Here is a 17,512-nt window from a genome sequence, read left to right as displayed (position 1 = left end):
TAATTATGTCTGAGTTATTGGAGACATTTCTTGATAGACGGTTCCATCCTGATCGGTGCAGAGGCGCGCCAGTCCGATACCCGCTTCACCTCGGTCGACCCCGCGACCGGTGAGGCTCTGCGGCCCGATTTCTCCTCTGCCGGAGCCGGGGCGGTGGACGCGGCCTGCGCGCTGGCCGAGGCAGCCTTTCCCGCCTATGCGGCGATCACACCCGAAAGGCGCGCCGCGTTCCTCGATGCCGCGGCGCAGGCGATCCTCGACATCGGCGATGAATTGATCGTTCGCGCGATGCAGGAGAGCGGCCTGCCTCGTGCCCGGCTCGAAGGCGAGCGCGCGCGGACCGTCGGGCAGCTTCGCCTGTTCGCGTCCGTCGTCCGCCAAGGCGACTGGCTTGACGCTACGATCGATCCGACTCTTCCCGACCGTCAACCGCTGCCGCGCCCCGATCTTCGGCGGATGAACCTGCCGCTAGGGCCGGTTGCCGTATTCGGCGCGTCGAACTTCCCGCTCGCCTTTTCGGTTGCCGGCGGTGACACCGCCTCGGCATTGGCGGCGGGGTGTCCAGTGGTCGTGAAGGGCCATCCTGCGCATCCCGGCACCGGCGAGCTGGTGGCGCGCGCGATCGCCGCGGCGGTGGCGTCGAGCGGCCTGCCAGCGGGCGTCTTCTCCTACCTTCCCGGCGAGACCAACGCGCTCGGTGGGGCGCTGGTCGCGGATCCGCGGATCAAGGCAGTCGGTTTCACCGGATCGCGCGGCGGCGGGCTCGCGCTGGTGCGAATCGCGGCCGCGCGCGCCGAGCCGATCCCCGTCTATGCGGAGATGTCGAGCATCAACCCCGTCATCCTGTTCCCCGCCGCGCTCGCCGCGCGCGGCCCGGCGCTGGCGGAGGCGTTCGTCGCCTCGCTGACGATGGGTGCTGGGCAGTTCTGCACCAATCCGGGCTTGATCATCGGGCTCGACAGTCCCGATCTCGACGCATTCGTCGCGGCCGCGGGCCGGGTGCTCGAAGGCAGCAAGTCCTCGACCATGCTCACTCCGGGCATCCACGCCGCGTTCGAGAAGGGTGTCGGCGCGCTCGCCGGACATGACGCCGTCCGCACCGTCGCGCGAGGGTGCGCCTGCGACGGCGCCAACCAGGCAGTGGGCGCGCTGTTCGAGACGAGCGCCGAGCAGTTCCTCGCCGATTCAGCGCTGGGCAACGAGGTGTTCGGCGCGTCCTCGATCGTCGTGCGATGCCGCGACACTGCCGAGCTGGCGAAAGTCGTTACCGGGCTCGAAGGACAATTGACCGCGACGATCCAGATCGATCCGGCCGACGAATCCGCTGCAGCGGAAATCCTGCCGCTGCTGGCCCGCCGGGTCGGCCGCATCCTGGCCAACGGCTGGCCGACCGGAGTCGAGGTCGCGCATGCCATGGTCCATGGCGGGCCCTTCCCCGCAACCAGCGACAGCCGCACCACGTCGGTCGGCAGCAAGGCGATCGAGCGCTTCCTGCGTCCGGTCTGCTTCCAGAATCTGCCGGCCGGCCTGATCCCCGCCGCGATTGGCGACGCGAATGAATGGGGGATCGCCCGCCGCATCGACGGCCAGCGTGAGGAGTCGCCGAAATGATCCGTTCCCTGATCCAATTCGACGATGGTGCGCGCGGCGTCGCGGCTTTGGATGACGACGGGGCGCGCCGCGTGACCGGTGCGACGACGACTCTAGCGCTGGCGAACGAAGCAATGGCGGCCGGCGTGTCGCTCGCCGAACTCGCGGGCGCGCGGCTGGGGGAGGCGGTCGATCTTGCGGGCGTCACCCTGCTCTGTCCGATCGACCATGCCGACCCTGCGCACCTGCTGGTCAGCGGCACTGGCCTCACTCATCTCGGCTCGGCCGAGGGGCGCGACAAGATGCACCGCGCGGCGATCGAGAATCCGGCACCGACCGATTCGATGAAGATGTTCCTGATGGGTGTCGAAGGCGGCAAGCCCGAGACCGGCGCGATCGGCGTTCAGCCCGAATGGTTCTACAAGGGCGACGGCGCGATCCTGGCCGCGCCCGATGCGCCGCTCGCCATGCCCGATTTCGCGCTCGATGGCGGCGAGGAACCCGAGATCGCCGGGATCTATCTGATCGCATCGGACGGCGCACCGGTCAGGATCGGCTTCGCGCTGGGCAACGAATTCTCCGACCATGTCACCGAGCGCGGCAATTACCTCTGGCTCGCGCATTCGAAGTTGCGCGCTGCCGCGCTCGGCCCGGAATTGCTGCTCGGCGAGCTGCCCCAAGATGTGCGCGGCACCAGCCGCATCCTGCGCGACGGCGCAGTGATCTGGGAGAAGCCGTTCGTCTCAGGCGAGGCGAACATGTCGCACAGCATCGCCAATCTCGAGCACCATCATTTCAAATATGCCGGTTTTCGCCGCCCTGGCGATCTGCACGTCCACTTCTTCGGCACCGCGACGCTGTCGTTCAGCGACGGGGTGAAGACCGAGCCGGGCGACGTGTTCGAGGTCGAAGCACCGCCCTTTACGCTGCCGGCGCGCAACCCGCTCGCGCAGGAGGACCCAATTCCGGTGGCGGTGCGCAGCTTGTGAGCATTGTCACCGGGATCACGACCGCATAGGCTGGCACGGTCGATGGATGACGACCGCCCCCCTCCCGCGCCACGCATCCATGGTACGATCGCGCGCAAGCTCGGCATCGAAATCGTCGGCGGCATCCGCAAGCCCGGTGACATATTGGACGGCGAGATCGAGGCGAGCGAGGATCTCGGCATCTCGCGGACCGCTTATCGCGAGGCGATCCGTATCCTGGCCGCCAAGGGATTGGTCGAAAGCCGGCCCAAGGCAGGGACGCGAATCACGTCACGCAACCGCTGGAACCTGCTCGATCCGGATATCCTGGCCTGGACGTTCGAGGGCGAGCCCGACCCCCAGTTCATCGTCGATTTGTTCGAGCTGCGCGAAGTGATCGAGCCCGCCGCCGCCGCCTTCGCGGCGCAACGGCGCAGTGACCACGACTTGGCCGAAATGGCCGAGGCGCTCAACGGCATGCAGGCGTTCGGCCTGGCCGACGAACGCGGGCGCGCCGCCGACCAGCGTTTCCACCGCGCCATCCTGGCCGCCGCGCGCAACGAGCCGCTGACCGCGCTGGCCAGCACGGTCGGCGCGGCGGTGAGCTGGACCACCAAGTTCAAGCAGCGCCGCCGCAGCCTGCCGCGTGACCCGCTCCCCGATCATCGCCGCGTCCATGCGGCGATCGAAGCGAAGGATAAAGATGGCGCGCGGCGCGCGATGACCGACCTGCTGCGACTAGCGCTGACAGATATGGAATTGCCGGGGGGGGAGTAACAAAGCGCCCCTCCCTGCAAGGGAGGGGTCGGGGTGGGTGCGCGCGTCTGCGCGCCCAAAAGACTCAATAACCTATCGACAAAACAGCATCGGACGGGGCATCGAGCCTCGCCCGATACTCACCCACCCCTTAATCCCCTCCCTCAAAGGGAGGGGAAATTGGAGTGTCAGTGATTGTCGCGCGGCAGGCCCTTGGTCTGGGCGATGCGCTGATAGGCCTCCGCCCCTTCGAGGATGGCGCCGCTGCCGAGCTGGCCCACCACCGCGCGCTGGATCTCCTGCCACGGGGTCTGCGACGCGGGATAGCGATAGCCCCCCGCCGCCTCCAATGCGCGCCGCCGCTCGGCAAGCTCGGCCTCGTCGATCAACACATCGGCAGTACCGCGCTTGAGATCGATGCGCACGCGATCGCCGGTCCGGAGCAGCGCCAGCGCACCGCCCGCCGCGGCCTCGGGCGAGGCATTGAGGATCGAAGGACTGCCGCTCGTGCCGGATTGGCGGCCATCGCCGATGCACGGCAAGGCATGGACTCCGTCGAGGATCAGGTGCGCAGGCGGCCGCATGTTCACCACCTCGGCCGCGCCCGGATAGCCGATCGGCCCGGCGCCACGCATCACCAGCAGGGTTCCGGAGGTGATGTTGGAGGCGGGATCGTCGATCCGCGCATGATAATCCTCCGGCCCGTCGAACACCACGACCGGCCCCTCGAATGCTTCGGGATCGTCGGGGTTCGAGAGATAGCGCTCGCGGAATTCGGGCGAGATCACGCTGGTCTTCATGATCGCGCTGTCGAACAGATTGCCCGACAGGACGACGAAGCCGGCGTCTTGCATCAGCGGATCGTCGAACCGGCGAATGACCTTCTCGTCTTCGATCGCGGCATCGCGGCAATTGTCGCCCATCGTGCGGCCGTTGGCGGTCATCGCCTCCTCCGCGATCAAGCCGTGCTGGATCAATTGCGCGACCACCGCGGGAACGCCGCCCGCACGGTAATAATCCTCGCCCAGATATTCGCCGGCAGGCTGGAGATTAACCAGCAACGGGATGGCGTGGCCATGGTCCTGCCAGGTTTTTAGCGGCACTTCGACGCCGATATGGCGCGCGATCGCGGTCAGGTGAATCGGCGCGTTGGTCGATCCGCCGATCGCCGAATTGACCGCGATGGCGTTGAGGAACGCCTCCTTGGTAAGGATATCCGACGGTTTGAGATCCTCCGCGACCATCTCGACGACGCGCTTGCCGGTGCGATAGGCGACTTCCTGGCGGTCGCGATACGGGGCCGGGATCGCCGCCGATCCGGGCAGCGACATGCCGAGTGCCTCGGCCAGCGAGTTCATCGTCGTCGCGGTGCCCATCGTGTTGCAATAACCGGTCGAGGGCGCCGATGAGGCGACGAGGCGGATGAACTCGGCATCGTCGATCTCGCCTGCCGCGAGCAGCTGCCGCGCTTTCCAGACGATCGTGCCCGAGCCGGTCCGCTCGCCCTTGTGCCAGCCGTTGAGCATCGGCCCGACCGACAAGGCGATCGCCGGAATGTTCACCGTCGCCGCCGCCATCAGACAGGCGGGCGTCGTCTTGTCGCAGCCGATCGTCAGTACGACGCCGTCGATCGGATAGCCGTAGAGCGTCTCGACCAGGCTGAGATAGGACAGGTTGCGGTCGAGCCCGGCGGTGGGGCGCTTGCCGGTTTCCTGGATCGGGTGGACCGGGAATTCGAGCGCGATGCCGCCCGCCTCGCGTATCCCTTCGCGCACGCGCTCGGCGAGCACGAGATGATGGCGGTTGCAGGGACTGAGGTCGGATCCGGTCTGGGCAATGCCGATGATCGGCTTGCCCGATTGCAACTCCTCGAGACTGAGGCCGAAATTCAGGTACCGCTCGAGATACAGCGCGGTCATGTCGACATTGTCGGGGTTGTCGAACCAGGCGCGGCTGCGGAGCTTGGGCATGTTGTCGGAGGGCATTCAGGGCTCCAGGGGAAATTGGACGAGGCGCGAGGCGGGCGCGAATTTCATGAATATCAATACATTATGCATGCCGCCCCTCCTTTCGATACCGACCGGATTGACCGCGGCACGAGCGATATATAATCAGACAATTAGCCAAGGCACAAGCTTTGCGGTCGTACAAAGGAAGAGGAAGATGGCAGGTCCCGCGGCAACTACCCCGCGTCAGCAGGTCGAAATGCCGAGCGGCGGCAGGTACGGGCCGGCGCTCGCCTTGCTCGCCAGCCTCTTCTTCATGTGGGGGTTCATCACGGTCATCAACAATACGTTGCTGCCGCACCTGAAGAGCGTGTTCGAGCTCAACTACCTGCAGACCACCCTGATCGAATCGACCTGGTTCGTAGGCTATCTCGTCGCTTCGATTCCGGCGGCCAAGCTGATCGAGCGGATCGGCTATCAAAAGGCGCTGACGATCGGGCTCGCGGTGATGACGGTGGGGTCGCTGGGGATGATCCTGGCGGCCAGTCTGCCTTCCTATGGTGTCACGCTCGCCTCCCTATTCATCGTGTCGTGCGGAATCGCATTGCTCCAGGTCGCCGCCAATCCTTATGTCGCGGTGATCGGCTCGCCCCAGACCGCGGAGTCGCGGCTCACCCTGGTCCAGGCGTTCAACACCACCGGCGACGTGCTGGCGATCGTGTTCGGCCGGTATCTGATCCTCGCCCGCACCACTGCCGGGACCTCGGCGGAGGGCGTCCAGCTGAGCCACGCGCAACGCATGGCCGACGCGCAGGCGACCGAATTGCCGTATCTGATCGTCGCGATCGTGCTCGCGGTGCTGACCGTCGTCATCGCCCGCGCCAAGCTGCCCGCGCTGGGCGCGGCGACGCAGCGTGCCAATGCCGAGGAGCGCAAGCATCTGTCGCTGTGGAAGCACCGCAACCTGATTCTCGGCTGCGGCGCGATCTTTCTCTACGTGCTGGCGGAGATCGGCGTCGGCAACCTGTTCATCAACTTCGCGTCGCAGCCCCATATCGCCAACATCACCCATGAGCAGGCCGCCTTCTACCTGACCTTCGTATGGGGCGGGATGATGGTCGGCCGCTTCGCCGGTGCGTGGATCATGCGCTATTTCGCGCCGGAGAAGGTGCTCGCATTGTTCGCCATCGGGGCGCTGGTGTCGGCGCTCATCGCTACCTTCGTGCCTGGCCCGACGGCGATGTATGCGCTGATCGCCGTCGGCCTGTTCCACTCGATCATGTTCCCGACGATCTTCGCGCTTGCGATCCGCGGCCTGGGACCACTGACCGAGGAAGGATCTGGATTGCTGATCATGTCGATCGCCGGCGGTGCGCTGGTCTTCATCCAGGGCAGCGTCGCCGACAATTTCGGCATCCAGCTCGCCTTCATCGTCACGGCTTTGTGCGAGATGTATGTGCTGTATTACGCGCTGTGGGGCTGCAAGGTGACCAACCCGGCGTGACGGCCGGGCAGAATCAGCAGCCTACCCCTTCCGCACGCGCGGCCCAGCGGATCGCGCCGCTGATCATCTTCTGGTGGAGCGGTTCCGAATAGGTCTCCGCCTTGTGGCCGAGTGCCGAGAAGAACACTCGCCCGCGACCGACGCAGCGCGTCCAGATCAGCGGATGGAGCTTGCCCATCCGCACGCGCTCGGGAAACGGTTCGTAGCTGCTCTCGTCGAGCGTCGCGAGGATGTGGGTATCATTGCCGGTCGGCACCCGATCGAACGAATACCATTCCTCGGTCCGCACCCATTTCGCCGGCAGGTCGCGCGTCGCCGGGTTGCTGCGGTCGATCACGTCGATCGTCCCCTGCTGGAACTGCTTGGGCCGGCCGGTATGACCGATGAACTGCGCACCGATCAACGTGGTCGGGTACCAGCTCCAGTCATATTGCGGGTCGCCGCCAGCGCCGTGGAGCAGCACCACACCGCCGCCCTTTTCGACCCATGTCTTGAACGCCGCACGCTGATTATCGTCGAAGATCGTCCCGCTGGTGCTGCTGAGCACGACCACTGCGAAACGCGCGAGGTCGCGCGGGTTCATCACGGCAGCATTCTCGGTCTCGAATACGTCGCGATGCTGTTTGCGGACGAGCCCGACGAGCACCGTCTTCGCGGCGGCGATCTGATCGGGATCGCGGAAGCCGTTGGTCTTGGAGAGCACCAGCACCGCGCCCTTGCGCATTGCCGGGATCGGCGGCGGGAGGGTGTCCATGACCGGCGTCGGCCAATTGCGCGGATCGCGCGGCGGCGGCGCGACGGGCGCCGGACTTGTGGCCTGGAGGGCGATCGCGAACACCAGCGCAGCACGCAATATCATGGCCTCACTCCCCCGTTTTTTCCGGTTGTCCGCAGACGATCACCACTCGAACGCATCCCCGGTCGTACGTTCCGCGATCAGGAACGCGTCCGCCACGAGCTGAAGCGGCCGTAAGTCGACATCGCTTTTCCCGGTCGCAACCAGCTCCGCGAAGCGCCGATAGAGACCGGGATATTCGGCGTCCGCAGCTTCGCGCGGCGGCTCTCCGGGAAGGCGGAGGATCGAACCGCCCATCGACAGCACCATCGTACCGGCATCGGTATCGACCTCGATGTCCCAAGTCTGTGGGCCGGTCTGCAGGAAATCGAATTCGGCCGACACCGGCACGGCGCCTGTCAACATCCCGAGCGTCGCCTTGAGTGCCCCCTGTCGGCCAGCAGGAACGGTGATCGTCGCGGTGTCCACCCGCCAGGGCTCGGGCAGGATCCTGGTCGCGATCGACAGGGCATTGATCCCGGGATCGAACACGCCGAACCCACCCGCCTCCAATATCCAATCCTGGCCCGGATGCCAGCGGCGGATATCCTCGCGCCACGCGATTCGGACCGCATCGATCCGTCGCCCGGCGAGCCAGGCGCGCGCCGGCTCGACCCCCGCCGCTTCGCGCGAATGCCATGTGGCGAACAGCACCACGCCTTTCGCTTGGGCCAGTTCGGCCAGCGCAACCGCTTCGGATACCGTCGCCGCCGGCGGCTTCTCCATCATGACATGCAACCCCGCCTCGATCGCCATGCGCGCCTGATCGAAGCGGCCACGAGGCGGCGTGCAGAGCGATACGGCATCCAGTGCGACATCGCCGCCGAGCATCGCGTCGATCGTCGGGAAGTTGGCAACGCCATCGAGTGTCGCGTTGCGGCTGGCGATCGCGACAAGATCGTAGTCCGCGTTCGCGGCGAGCGCCGGCAGATGCTGATCCCGCGCGATCTTGCCGAGGCCAACCAGTCCGATCCGCAACTTCTTCATGCCCACTCCATGCCCAAATAAATACTCATACATATTCCTATCGGCCGGCCGGCCTGCTAGCAACCACGTATCAGTTGGGCGCCGATCTTGAAGGCCAAGCGGGAGCACACGTGCCGCGGGAATCGATGCATAGCGACGTCCGCAGTCTAGGTAGAACCGCCATGCGCATCCGCACCCTCGCCTCGCTGATCGTCTTGCTTCTCGCGCCAGTTGCGGCTCATTCGCGCGACGAGCCGGATGTTTGCGCCGCGGATCCGGCGATGCCCCCGGAAGTGACGGCCTATCAGGCTTCCGCCGACGCCGCCCGCGCTGCCGGACGCAAACCGACTCCACCCGCTCCCGAGGTGGGCGCCGCTTATGTCGCCTGGCAGCAGAAGCTGTTCGCGGTCGATTTTCCGAATGTCTGCCGATACCGGACCGCCAACGCTGCTCTGCCGCCCGCGACGAAACGCCGCATCGTCTTCTTCGGCGACTCGATCACCGAGCGGTGGCTTACACTGCGCCCGGGCTTCTTTGCCGGCGATCGGGTGGACCGCGGTATCGGAGGGCAAACCACGCGGCAGATGATCGGCCGGTTTCGCGCCGACGTGATCGAGCTCCATCCCGCCGTCGTGCATATCCTGGCCGGGATCAACGATCTCGCCGGCGCGACCGGCCCGACCAGCCTGTCCGAAATCGAAGGCAATCTCGCTTCGATGGCCGAGCTTGCGCGTGTGCACAAAATCAAGGTTGTGCTCGGCGCGGTCCTTCCCGCACGCACGCTCGGCGGCCGGCCGGGGCACGATCCGGCCGCGGACATCGCGTCGCTCAACGCATGGCTTCGGGCCTATACGGCACGCGAGGGCTTCAGCTTCGTCGATTATAATGCGGCGCTCGACGACGGCACACACGGACTATCGTCGGCCAATTCGGCCGATGGCATCCACCCGACCGCCGCCGGTTATGCGATCATGGAGCCGCTGGCGGAGAAGGCCTTCGCCCGCGCCGTTCGCTGACACAACATAACTCCCCGCTGTCATTAATCATACTATACGATTCGACGAGGCGCTTCTATATCGCCGGCACCCTATCGGAGTCGGACATGCCTCAGCCCTTCATCACCCTGAATGACGGCAGCAAAATTCCCCAGATCGGCCTCGGCACCTATCAAGCTGCGGCAGACCGTACGGCAAAGATGGTCGAAACGGCGCTCGGCATCGGATACCGCCACATCGATACCGCGATGATCTATCGCAACGAAGCAGGCGTCGGAGAGGGCTTGCGAACCAGCGGCGTGCCGCGCGAGGACGTCTTTATCACGACCAAATTGTGGAACACCGACCAGGGCAGGGAATCCGCGCGAGCCGCGTTCAACACCAGCCTCGATCTGCTGAAGCTGGATTATGTCGACCTTTATCTGATCCACTGGTCGGTGCCCGTGCGCGATCGCTACGTCGAATCGTGGGAGACGCTGATTCAGCTTCGCGAGGAAGGCCGCGCGCGCGCCATCGGCGTCTCGAACTTCATGCCTGACCAGATCGATCGGCTGATCGAAACGACCGGCGTCGTGCCCGTCGTCAATCAGATCGAATGCCACCCAGCCTTTCAGCAGGTGTCGGCACGCGCGGAGAATGCGAAACGAAAGGTCGCCGTTCAATCCTGGAGCCCATTGGGGCAGGGCGAACTACTCGGCAATGCCGTGCTCGCGGCGCTGGCGGAGAAGCACGACCGTACCGTCGCACAGATTATCCTGCGCTGGCATGTGCAGAACGACCTGATCGTCATACCCAAGACCGTCAACGAGGAGCGCATGCGCGAGAATCACGACATCCTGACCTTCACGCTTGACGCTGATGACATGGCGAAGATCGCGACGCTCGACGACCCTGAAGGACGGATGGGACCCGACCCGCTGACGTTCGAGTGACCCTGCCGGTCGGCTCCGCCGATCGAGAGAAGGCGAAGGCCGCGCTCATCGCCTGGGTCAGCAGATGTCTCTCGCGCCCGGTTATCCGCGTTGTCCGGCGGCTTCCAGGATGAGTTGAGTGATCTCGCCCGGATGAGAAATCAACGAGAGGTGACTTGCTTTCACTTCGATGGTCTTGGCGCCCATGCGCTTGGCCATGAAGCGTTCGAGATCGGGGTTGATCGTCCGGTCTTGCGTCGAAACGGCATAGAAGCTCGGTTTCGACCGCCAGGCCGCGTGCGCGGTCTTTCCCGTCAGCAGGGTCTTTTGGAACGGCTGCTGGACAGCATAGAGCACCCTCGCCTTTTCCTTCGGCAGATCGCCCGCGAAATCGCGCAGGAACGCCGTTTCGCTGAGACGCCCCTCATCGCCGTCATAAACGATCCCCGCGGACGCCGGGGGCGTCGGATAGGTCTTCGCCAGGGCCGTATAGTCCTCACCGGCATCGGGGGCCCGCGCCGCCACATAGACGAGAGCCGAGACGTTGGGATGAACGCCGGCTTCCGTGACGATCATTCCGGAGAATGAATGCCCGACGAGCACGGTCGGGCCGTCCTGCCGGTCCAGCACGCGCTGTGCCGATGCGACGGCTTCTGGCAGCGTCGTCAGGGGATTCTGCACGGACGTGGCGTTGAGCCCAGCCGCCTGCAGGCGCGCGATCACCTCGGACCAGCATGAGCCGTCGGCGAAGAGCCCATGGACGAGGACGACATTGCGCGCCTTCGTCGGGACCGGAATCGCGGCCATGCCGCGGGCGGCAACCAGCGAGACGGCGGCGCCGGTGGCTAAGCTGGCAGAGAAGGTTCGCCTGTTCATCATGTCGGTTACTCCTTCTCGGCCGGCGTCCGTGGTCCGGCAGGAGAGCGATGCGAGACGATCACCGCCGCCTGAATCGACTATACCTTCTCCGGAACCGCCAGCAAACCGCCGCTATCGAATTGGCTGGATGAATTTCCGCCCCAGGCAAAGGAACTACAGAGACGATCGATAGGGATCTGAGACCATGACGTTTAGCATTCCTAGCCGAAATGGCGTTCGCTTTCGGGCTGACGATCCAGCAAGCGCCATCGGCCTTTTGGCGATTGGCGCCGGCCGCGCCTCGGTCACATCGCCCGTTCCTTGCGCATTCGGGCACCGAGCGCGCGTTCGGCGGCGCGGGCATAGGCGCGGCAAGCTCCCGGCGCGGTTTGAAATCTTTCCTTGGCGCCATATTGGTCGGCATGCGCCGTGATGAGAATATCGCAGCGCATCGCTGCCATCGCGGCATAGCTGCGGCGAAAGCCTGCAACCAGGGGACGGCCGGAAGGCGAGGTGAAGCGGTAGCCGTCCGCCGAAACCGGATTGAGGCTCGAGGCGAAAACGACCGACTTGCACTGCCGCGCCTGGCACGAACGCCAGGTCCAGCTCATGCTGCCCATCGTGTGACCCGGCGTTGCGCGCGCGGTAACGACCGTGTTGCCGAGCCGCAGCGTTTCGCCATCGCGAATGATCCGTACCGAGGGTACCGCCGGAAAGCGGCCGTCATAGCCGCGCTGTGGATCGTCGTCGGCAAGGCGCCCGGATCGCAGACCTTCTGCTCCGCGCGGGCTCGCGACGACCGTTGCGCCGGTATCGCGAGCCAGCGCCGCGATACCGCCGGCGTGATCGAAGTGCGGCTCGGTGCTGAGGATGTATTTGATGTCGCCAGGACGGAAGCCGAGCGTCGCGACATTGGCGAGGATCGTCGGCTCGGCCTGTGGCAACGCGCCATCGATGAGGATCAGGCCATCGCCAGTATCGATCAATGCGACGCTGAGCCCGCCAAAGCCCACAAGATAGCTATTGCCGAACATGCGGATGGGGGGACGCGGAGCCAACCATTCCGCGGCCCGTTCCGGGGCGATCGGTCGGGTCAGTGGATCGTCACGGTCGGCTGCGGCGGCGGATCCCACGAGAGCGAGGGCAACGATAGCGGCGAGTTTGACGAGCATGTCCTGTTCTCCTTCGCCGCCGTGATGCCGCCGGGCGGGACGAACGACAAAGCATCTTCTCTGGACAGAGCCATGAGTTGAATTCATGATTAGGCATGGATCGCGCTCGACTGCCGCTCAATGCCTTGCGCGCGTTCGAGGCGGCGGCGCGCCATCTCAATTTTACCCGCGCCGCGATCGAATTGTGCGTCAGCCAAGGGGCGGTCAGCCATCAGGTCGCGCAGCTCGAACGTCGACTGGGGACGCGCCTGTTCGATCGGCTGCCGCGCGGATTGGCGTTGACCGACGACGGCCACGCATTGGTGCCGGTGCTGGCAGAGACGTTCGATCGGATCGGAGCGACGCTCGATCGCTATGCCGATGGAGGATTCCGGGACGCGCTGAGCATCGGCGTCGTCGGCACGTTCGCGACGGGTTGGCTGCTCGAAAGGCTGGACGGCTTCGCGGCGGCGCATCCGCACATCGAACTCCGCGTGTCGATCAACAACAATCGGGTCGATCTTGCCGGCGAAGCGCTCGATTATGCGATCCGGTTCGGGGACGGCGCCTGGCATGGAACGCATGCCGAGCCGCTGCTGGAGGCGCCGCTGACCCCATTATGCTCACCCGCCGTGGCGCAGCGACTGCAAGTGCCGGCCGACCTTACCCGCGAACGACTGTTGCGATCCTATCGCGCCAGCGAATGGACCCGATGGTTCGAGGCTGCAGGCGCGACGCCCCCGACGTTGCGCGGTCCTCTGTTCGATAGTTCCGCGCTCATGGTTGGCGCGGCAATGACCGGTCTGGGCATCGCCCTTGCGCCGAGGACCATGTTCGCCCGAGAGATAGCTGCAGGCCGTCTCGTCCAGCCTTTCGCTGTCGAGGTCGATGCCGGTCGTTATTGGCTCACGCGGTTATTGTCCCGCAAGAGCCGAGCGGCCACGCGGATCTTTCGTGACTGGCTGTTGGACGAAGCCGCGACGTAATCCGCGTAGTTTTGACAAGGCCAGAATGGGCAACTCACTCCCATTCGATCGTCCCAGGTGGCTTTGAGGTATAATCGTAGGTGACGCGGTTGATGCCTCTGACTTCGTTGATGATCCGGGTCGCGACGCGCGACAGGAATTCGCCGGTGAAGTGATAGGCGTCGGCCGTCATGCCGTCGACCGAGGTCACCGCACGCAACGCCAGCACGTTGTCATAGGTGCGGCCGTCGCCCATCACGCCGACCGAGCGCACCGGGAGCAGCACCGCGAACGCCTGCCAGATCGCATCGTAGAGGCCGGCGTTGCGGATTTCCTCGAGGTAGATCGCATCGGCCTTGCGCAGGATGTCGCAGCGTTCCTTGCTTACTTCACCGGGGATGCGGATGGCGAGGCCGGGTCCGGGGAACGGATGGCGGCCGACGAAAATCTCGGGCAAACCGAGTTCGCGGCCGAGCGCGCGCACCTCGTCCTTGAACAATTCGCGTAGCGGCTCGACCAGCTTCATGTTCATGCGCTCGGGCAGACCGCCGACATTGTGATGGCTCTTGATCGTCACCGAGGGGCCGCCGGTGAACGATACGCTTTCGATCACGTCGGGATAGAGCGTGCCTTGCGCGAGGAAATCGGCGCCGCCGACCTTTTTCGCTTCGTCCTCGAACACGTCGATGAACGTCTTGCCGATGAACTTGCGCTTCGCCTCGGGATCGGTGACGCCCGCCAGCCCGCTCAGGAACAACGTCTCGGCGTTCACATGGACGAGCGGGATATTGTAGTGGCCGCGGAACAGGCTGACGACCTGATCGGCCTCGCCAGAGCGCATCAGGCCGTGGTCGACGAACACGCAGGTCAGCTGGTGACCGATCGCTTCATGGATCAAGACAGCCGCGACCGCGCTGTCGACGCCGCCCGACAGGCCGCAAATCACCCGCTTGTCACCGACCTGAGCGCGGATCTCGGCGATCTTGGCCGCACGGAATTCGGCCATCGTCCAGTCGCCGCTCAGCCCGCAGACATGGCGCGCGAAATTGGCAATCAGCCTCGCGCCATCGGGCGTGTGGACAACCTCCGGGTGGAATTGCATCGCGTAATAGCGCCGGGTGTCGTCGGCGATCACCGCGAACGGCGCGCCGGCGCTGGCCGCAACCGGGCGGAAGCCGGGAGCGAGCGCAGTGACTTTATCGCCATGGCTCATCCACACCTGGTGCGTCTCGCCTTCGGCCCAAAGGCCGTCGAACAGCTCGCAGCCGTCGTCGATCTCGATAAAGGCGCGGCCGAACTCGCCGCTGTCGCCCAGTTCCACGGTGCCGCCCAGCTGATGCATCATCACCTGCTGGCCGTAACAGATGCCCATGATCGGCAATCCGCTGTCGAGGATCGACTGCGGCACGCGCGGGCTATCGTCGTCCAGCACGCTGGCCGGGCTGCCCGATAGGATGATCCCGCGTGGCTTCATCCGCGTGAAGGCGTCCGCTGCCGACTGGAAGGGTGCGATTTCGGAGTAGACCCCCGCCTCTCGCACGCGGCGCGCGATGAGCTGCGTCACCTGACTGCCGAAATCTACGATGAGGATCGAGTCGCTGTGCTGGTTCATGGCGCCCGATAGCGGCTGATCCCCCGGAATGCCAGTTCACCGGCGCGAATTGGCCGCTTTCGGTCCGATGCGACGAGCCGCGAAATTTTTGTTTCACAAAAGCTACGTAAATGTGTCATGATTCTGTAACATCGCGATCAAGCGGTGGTTTTGGAAGGATGCAGATATGATCAAGACGGTACTCCTCTCGTTGCTTGTCGCGTCGCCGCTGGCGGCAGTTCCGGCAGCGGCGGCCTCGAATGACGGCCAGACCACGGCGCTCGTCACGGCGCGCGACTCCGATGTTCGTTCGGCCGAAGCGCTTACCCGCATCGCGCCCAAGGACGGCGGTGCCTATATCGAGCTCGCCCAGGCCTATTTGCGCGCGGACCGCACTGCGGATGCCGCTGCTGCTTATCGCCGTGCGCTGACGCTCGACAACGAGATGATGGAAACCAAGACCGGCGATTCGATCTGGTCGCGCAATGTCGCGCGCGCCGCGCTGGTACGTTTCCCCCAGATGTCCTCGCGCTGATTTAGAGGGGGCGCACCCGGCCTCCACTGGAGGCCGGGTAGCGACTTTTTTCGCGACATGGCCCGTCGCCGGTTCGACGATGCGGCGGGCCGCCGCTCAGTTGAAAGTCAGGCCCTCAAACTTGCCCGACCGCGTCCAGTCGTCGAGATATCGGAAATAAGCGAAAGCGCCGAGCGGATAACCGACCGCGAGCGCCGCTGCCGGCCCCGGATCCTTGCCTTCGTTATTGTAATAACCGGGCGTGCAGTCGGGCGCGTTGCGCAATGTCTGTCCCGGTCCGGTCAGCAACAGATCGACCCAGGCGTCCTGCGCCTCCTGCGTCACTCCGACCTCTTTGGCGCCGATCTCTTCCGCGTGACGAACGACGGCGGCGATCGCGCGCGCGGATTCGGTCAGATTGTGCGGAACGTTGGAGATCAGGTTCGCGCCCTGGGTCGGCGTGACCACGAACATGTTGGGGTAATCGTGAACGTGGATGCCATGTTTCGAGCGCATGCCCTGCGCCCAGCTGTCGGTCAGCTTCACCCCGTTGCGGCCGACCACGTCGAAGCCGAGCGAGCTCTGTAAATTGGTGCCGACATGGAAGCCGGAGGCATAGATGATGCAATCGACCTCGTAATGCTTGCCGGCAACGACGAAGCCGGTCTCATCGATCCGCTCGACCCCCTGCCCGTCCGTATCGATCAGGTGAGTACCGGGCGTGTTGAACGCCTGAAGGTAGGCGTCGTGGAAGCAGGGGCGCTTGCAGAGCTGGCGGTACCAGGCTTTCAGCTTCGCTGAGGTTTCCTTATCCTCGACGATCGCGTCGACGCGACCGCGGATTTCCTCCATCTTCTCGAAGTCGGAATCCTCCCATACCGACATGATGTCGGCCAGGCTGCGCTTGTCGGGCGGCAGAGTCGCCACGCGCGCCTTGATGCGGCGCGACAAATCGGTCCAGCCGTCCTGAACCCAATCCTCCTCGATCATGTTGCCCGGCGTCTGGTTGGCGGTGAAATTCTCCAGCCAGCGGCGTTGCCACCCCGGCGTGGCGATGCCCGCGAACCAGTCGGGGTCGATCGGCACGTTGTTGCGGACGTCGACCGAGGACGGCGTGCGCTGGACGACGTAGAGCTCCTTGCACGCCCGCGCGAGGTGCGGGACTGCCTGGACCGAGGTCGCGCCGGTGCCGATGATCGCGACGCGCTTGTCGGCCAGGCCGGTCATCGGCGCGCCCTTGGCGTCGCCGCCGGTATAGTCATAATCCCACCGGCTGGTGTGGAACGACTTGCCCTTGAAGCTGGTGAGACCGGGAATGCCGGGCAGTTTGGCGACATGGAGCGGGCCGGTGCCGATGCCGACATATTTAGCGGTGAAGCGATCGTCGCGGTCGGTGGTGATCACCCAGAGCGACCGCTCAGCGTCCCAGGCGACCTCGCGGATCTGGGTGTGGAACAGCGCCTTGTCGTAGAGATGATATTGGCGACCGATCCGCTGGCATTGCTCGAGAATTTCCGGGCCGTGCGCGTATTTCTCGGTCGGCATGTGCCCGGTTTCTTCGAGCAGCGGGATGTAGATCATCGACGCCGTGTCGCATTGCGCGCCCGGATAGCGGTTCCAATACCAGGTGCCGCCGAAGTCTCCGCCTTTTTCGATGATGCGGAAGTCGCTGATCCCCGCCTCCGCGAGCCGGGCGCCCGTGACCAGGCCGGCAAACCCGCCGCCGACAAAGGCGAAGGTTACGTGATCGGTGACCGGCTCGCGCTCGATGAACGGCGTGTGCGGATCGGCGGCATAATGCGCCAGATTGCCCTCGAGATTGAGATATTGGGCATTGCCGTCGTCGCGCAGGCGCTTGTCGCGCTCGGCGATATATTTCGCGAGCAGCGCCTTCTTGTCGATCGGCTTCTTGAGCGGGGTCTGGTCGTTCATGACCATAATCTATCTTTGAAAAACGGTCCG

The 17,512-nt window shown here is 65.0% G+C and carries 15 protein-coding genes; 8 read left to right on the top strand and 7 right to left on the bottom strand.

The features are described from left to right. The first annotated feature begins 30 nt into the window (after positions 1-30). Genes AC1DSD_RS04745 through AC1DSD_RS04735 form a run of 3 tightly spaced genes read left to right on the top strand, consistent with a single transcriptional unit; the run spans position 31 to position 3,335 of the window. Positions 31-1,611 (top strand): aldehyde dehydrogenase (NADP(+)), encoded by a 1,581-nt coding sequence (locus tag AC1DSD_RS04745; protein WP_478028764.1) that lies wholly within the window; start codon positions 31-33, stop codon positions 1,609-1,611. After that, complete coding sequence (araD1, locus tag AC1DSD_RS04740) at positions 1,608-2,579, top strand: AraD1 family protein (protein WP_478028763.1); 972 nt, start codon at positions 1,608-1,610, stop codon at positions 2,577-2,579. The genes AC1DSD_RS04745 and araD1 overlap by 4 nt, the downstream gene beginning before the upstream one ends. Before the next feature lie 42 nt (positions 2,580-2,621). Next, on the top strand, positions 2,622-3,335 hold the full coding sequence (locus AC1DSD_RS04735) for a FadR/GntR family transcriptional regulator (protein WP_478028762.1): 714 nt from the start codon (positions 2,622-2,624) through the stop codon (positions 3,333-3,335). 167 nt (positions 3,336-3,502) lie between these two features. Here AC1DSD_RS04735 and AC1DSD_RS04730 read toward each other — a convergent pair whose 3' ends face one another. Then, a complete protein-coding gene (locus AC1DSD_RS04730; protein ID WP_478028761.1) occupies positions 3,503-5,299 on the bottom strand; it encodes an IlvD/Edd family dehydratase in 1,797 nt (598 codons plus the stop codon). 178 nt (positions 5,300-5,477) lie between these two features. On the opposite strand from AC1DSD_RS04730, the gene AC1DSD_RS04725 reads away from it, so the two are divergent. Then, positions 5,478-6,764 (top strand): sugar MFS transporter, encoded by a 1,287-nt coding sequence (locus AC1DSD_RS04725; protein ID WP_478028760.1) that lies wholly within the window; start codon positions 5,478-5,480, stop codon positions 6,762-6,764. Positions 6,765-6,777: 13 nt separating this feature from the next. On the opposite strand, the gene AC1DSD_RS04720 is transcribed toward AC1DSD_RS04725, so the two are convergent. Further along, the gene (locus AC1DSD_RS04720; protein WP_478028759.1) at positions 6,778-7,623 is read right to left on the bottom strand and encodes a ThuA domain-containing protein; all 846 of its coding nucleotides are present in this window, start codon (positions 7,621-7,623) and stop codon (positions 6,778-6,780) included. A gap of 39 nt (positions 7,624-7,662) precedes the next feature. Further along, the gene (locus AC1DSD_RS04715) at positions 7,663-8,586 is read right to left on the bottom strand and encodes a Gfo/Idh/MocA family protein (protein ID WP_478028758.1); all 924 of its coding nucleotides are present in this window, start codon (positions 8,584-8,586) and stop codon (positions 7,663-7,665) included. A gap of 161 nt (positions 8,587-8,747) precedes the next feature. Here AC1DSD_RS04715 and AC1DSD_RS04710 point away from each other — a divergent pair, with 161 nt between their 5' ends. Then, positions 8,748-9,581, top strand: a complete 834-nt coding sequence (locus tag AC1DSD_RS04710) for a GDSL-type esterase/lipase family protein (protein ID WP_478028757.1) — start codon at positions 8,748-8,750, stop codon at positions 9,579-9,581. Positions 9,582-9,667: 86 nt separating this feature from the next. Beyond that, positions 9,668-10,492, top strand: coding sequence for an aldo/keto reductase (locus AC1DSD_RS04705; RefSeq protein WP_478028756.1), 825 nt, complete (start codon positions 9,668-9,670; stop codon positions 10,490-10,492). Between the two features lie 81 nt (positions 10,493-10,573). Here the strand turns inward: AC1DSD_RS04705 and AC1DSD_RS04700 are convergent, their stop codons facing one another. Both AC1DSD_RS04700 and bla read right to left on the bottom strand, forming a co-directional pair. Continuing rightward, the gene (locus AC1DSD_RS04700; RefSeq protein WP_478028755.1) at positions 10,574-11,350 is read right to left on the bottom strand and encodes an alpha/beta fold hydrolase; all 777 of its coding nucleotides are present in this window, start codon (positions 11,348-11,350) and stop codon (positions 10,574-10,576) included. A 284-nt stretch (positions 11,351-11,634) separates the two neighbouring features. Then, the gene (bla, locus tag AC1DSD_RS04695; protein WP_478028754.1) at positions 11,635-12,501 is read right to left on the bottom strand and encodes a subclass B3 metallo-beta-lactamase; all 867 of its coding nucleotides are present in this window, start codon (positions 12,499-12,501) and stop codon (positions 11,635-11,637) included. Positions 12,502-12,596: 95 nt separating this feature from the next. Here bla and AC1DSD_RS04690 point away from each other — a divergent pair, with 95 nt between their 5' ends. Next, positions 12,597-13,466, top strand: coding sequence for a LysR substrate-binding domain-containing protein (locus tag AC1DSD_RS04690; RefSeq protein ID WP_478028753.1), 870 nt, complete (start codon positions 12,597-12,599; stop codon positions 13,464-13,466). 34 nt (positions 13,467-13,500) lie between these two features. Here the strand turns inward: AC1DSD_RS04690 and guaA are convergent, their stop codons facing one another. After that, positions 13,501-15,057 (bottom strand): glutamine-hydrolyzing GMP synthase, encoded by a 1,557-nt coding sequence (gene guaA / locus AC1DSD_RS04685; RefSeq protein WP_478028752.1) that lies wholly within the window; start codon positions 15,055-15,057, stop codon positions 13,501-13,503. 166 nt (positions 15,058-15,223) lie between these two features. On the opposite strand from guaA, the gene AC1DSD_RS04680 reads away from it, so the two are divergent. Beyond that, entirely contained in the window at positions 15,224-15,571 is a 348-nt protein-coding gene (locus tag AC1DSD_RS04680; RefSeq protein ID WP_478028751.1) for a hypothetical protein, read from the top strand. A gap of 96 nt (positions 15,572-15,667) precedes the next feature. Here the strand turns inward: AC1DSD_RS04680 and AC1DSD_RS04675 are convergent, their stop codons facing one another. Then, positions 15,668-17,482: a flavin-containing monooxygenase gene (locus tag AC1DSD_RS04675; protein ID WP_478028750.1), complete on the bottom strand. Its 1,815-nt coding sequence runs from the start codon at positions 17,480-17,482 to the stop codon at positions 15,668-15,670. Between the last annotated feature and the right edge of the window lie 30 nt (positions 17,483-17,512).

This window comes from Sphingomonas sp. P4_D12, from assembly GCF_056401895.1.
Note: the sequence above shows the minus strand (reverse complement) of the source record. Positions and strands in the feature narration are given on the sequence as shown.

Bases quoted from the DNA above. Each gene is read 5' to 3' on its own strand.
- araD1 (WP_478028763.1), top strand. From the start codon at position 1,608: ATGATCCGTTCCCTGATCCAATTCGACGATGGTGCGCGCGGCGTCGCG.
- AC1DSD_RS04735 (WP_478028762.1), top strand. From the start codon at position 2,622: ATGGATGACGACCGCCCCCCTCCCGCGCCACGCATCCATGGTACGATC.
- AC1DSD_RS04730 (WP_478028761.1), bottom strand. From the start codon at position 5,299: ATGCCCTCCGACAACATGCCCAAGCTCCGCAGCCGCGCCTGGTTCGAC.
- AC1DSD_RS04725 (WP_478028760.1), top strand. From the start codon at position 5,478: ATGGCAGGTCCCGCGGCAACTACCCCGCGTCAGCAGGTCGAAATGCCG.
- AC1DSD_RS04720 (WP_478028759.1), bottom strand. From the start codon at position 7,623: ATGATATTGCGTGCTGCGCTGGTGTTCGCGATCGCCCTCCAGGCCACA.
- AC1DSD_RS04715 (WP_478028758.1), bottom strand. From the start codon at position 8,586: ATGAAGAAGTTGCGGATCGGACTGGTTGGCCTCGGCAAGATCGCGCGG.
- AC1DSD_RS04710 (WP_478028757.1), top strand. From the start codon at position 8,748: ATGCGCATCCGCACCCTCGCCTCGCTGATCGTCTTGCTTCTCGCGCCA.
- AC1DSD_RS04705 (WP_478028756.1), top strand. From the start codon at position 9,668: ATGCCTCAGCCCTTCATCACCCTGAATGACGGCAGCAAAATTCCCCAG.
- AC1DSD_RS04700 (WP_478028755.1), bottom strand. From the start codon at position 11,350: ATGATGAACAGGCGAACCTTCTCTGCCAGCTTAGCCACCGGCGCCGCC.
- bla (WP_478028754.1), bottom strand. From the start codon at position 12,501: ATGCTCGTCAAACTCGCCGCTATCGTTGCCCTCGCTCTCGTGGGATCC.
- AC1DSD_RS04690 (WP_478028753.1), top strand. From the start codon at position 12,597: ATGGATCGCGCTCGACTGCCGCTCAATGCCTTGCGCGCGTTCGAGGCG.
- guaA (WP_478028752.1), bottom strand. From the start codon at position 15,057: ATGAACCAGCACAGCGACTCGATCCTCATCGTAGATTTCGGCAGTCAG.
- AC1DSD_RS04680 (WP_478028751.1), top strand. From the start codon at position 15,224: ATGATCAAGACGGTACTCCTCTCGTTGCTTGTCGCGTCGCCGCTGGCG.
- AC1DSD_RS04675 (WP_478028750.1), bottom strand. From the start codon at position 17,482: ATGAACGACCAGACCCCGCTCAAGAAGCCGATCGACAAGAAGGCGCTG.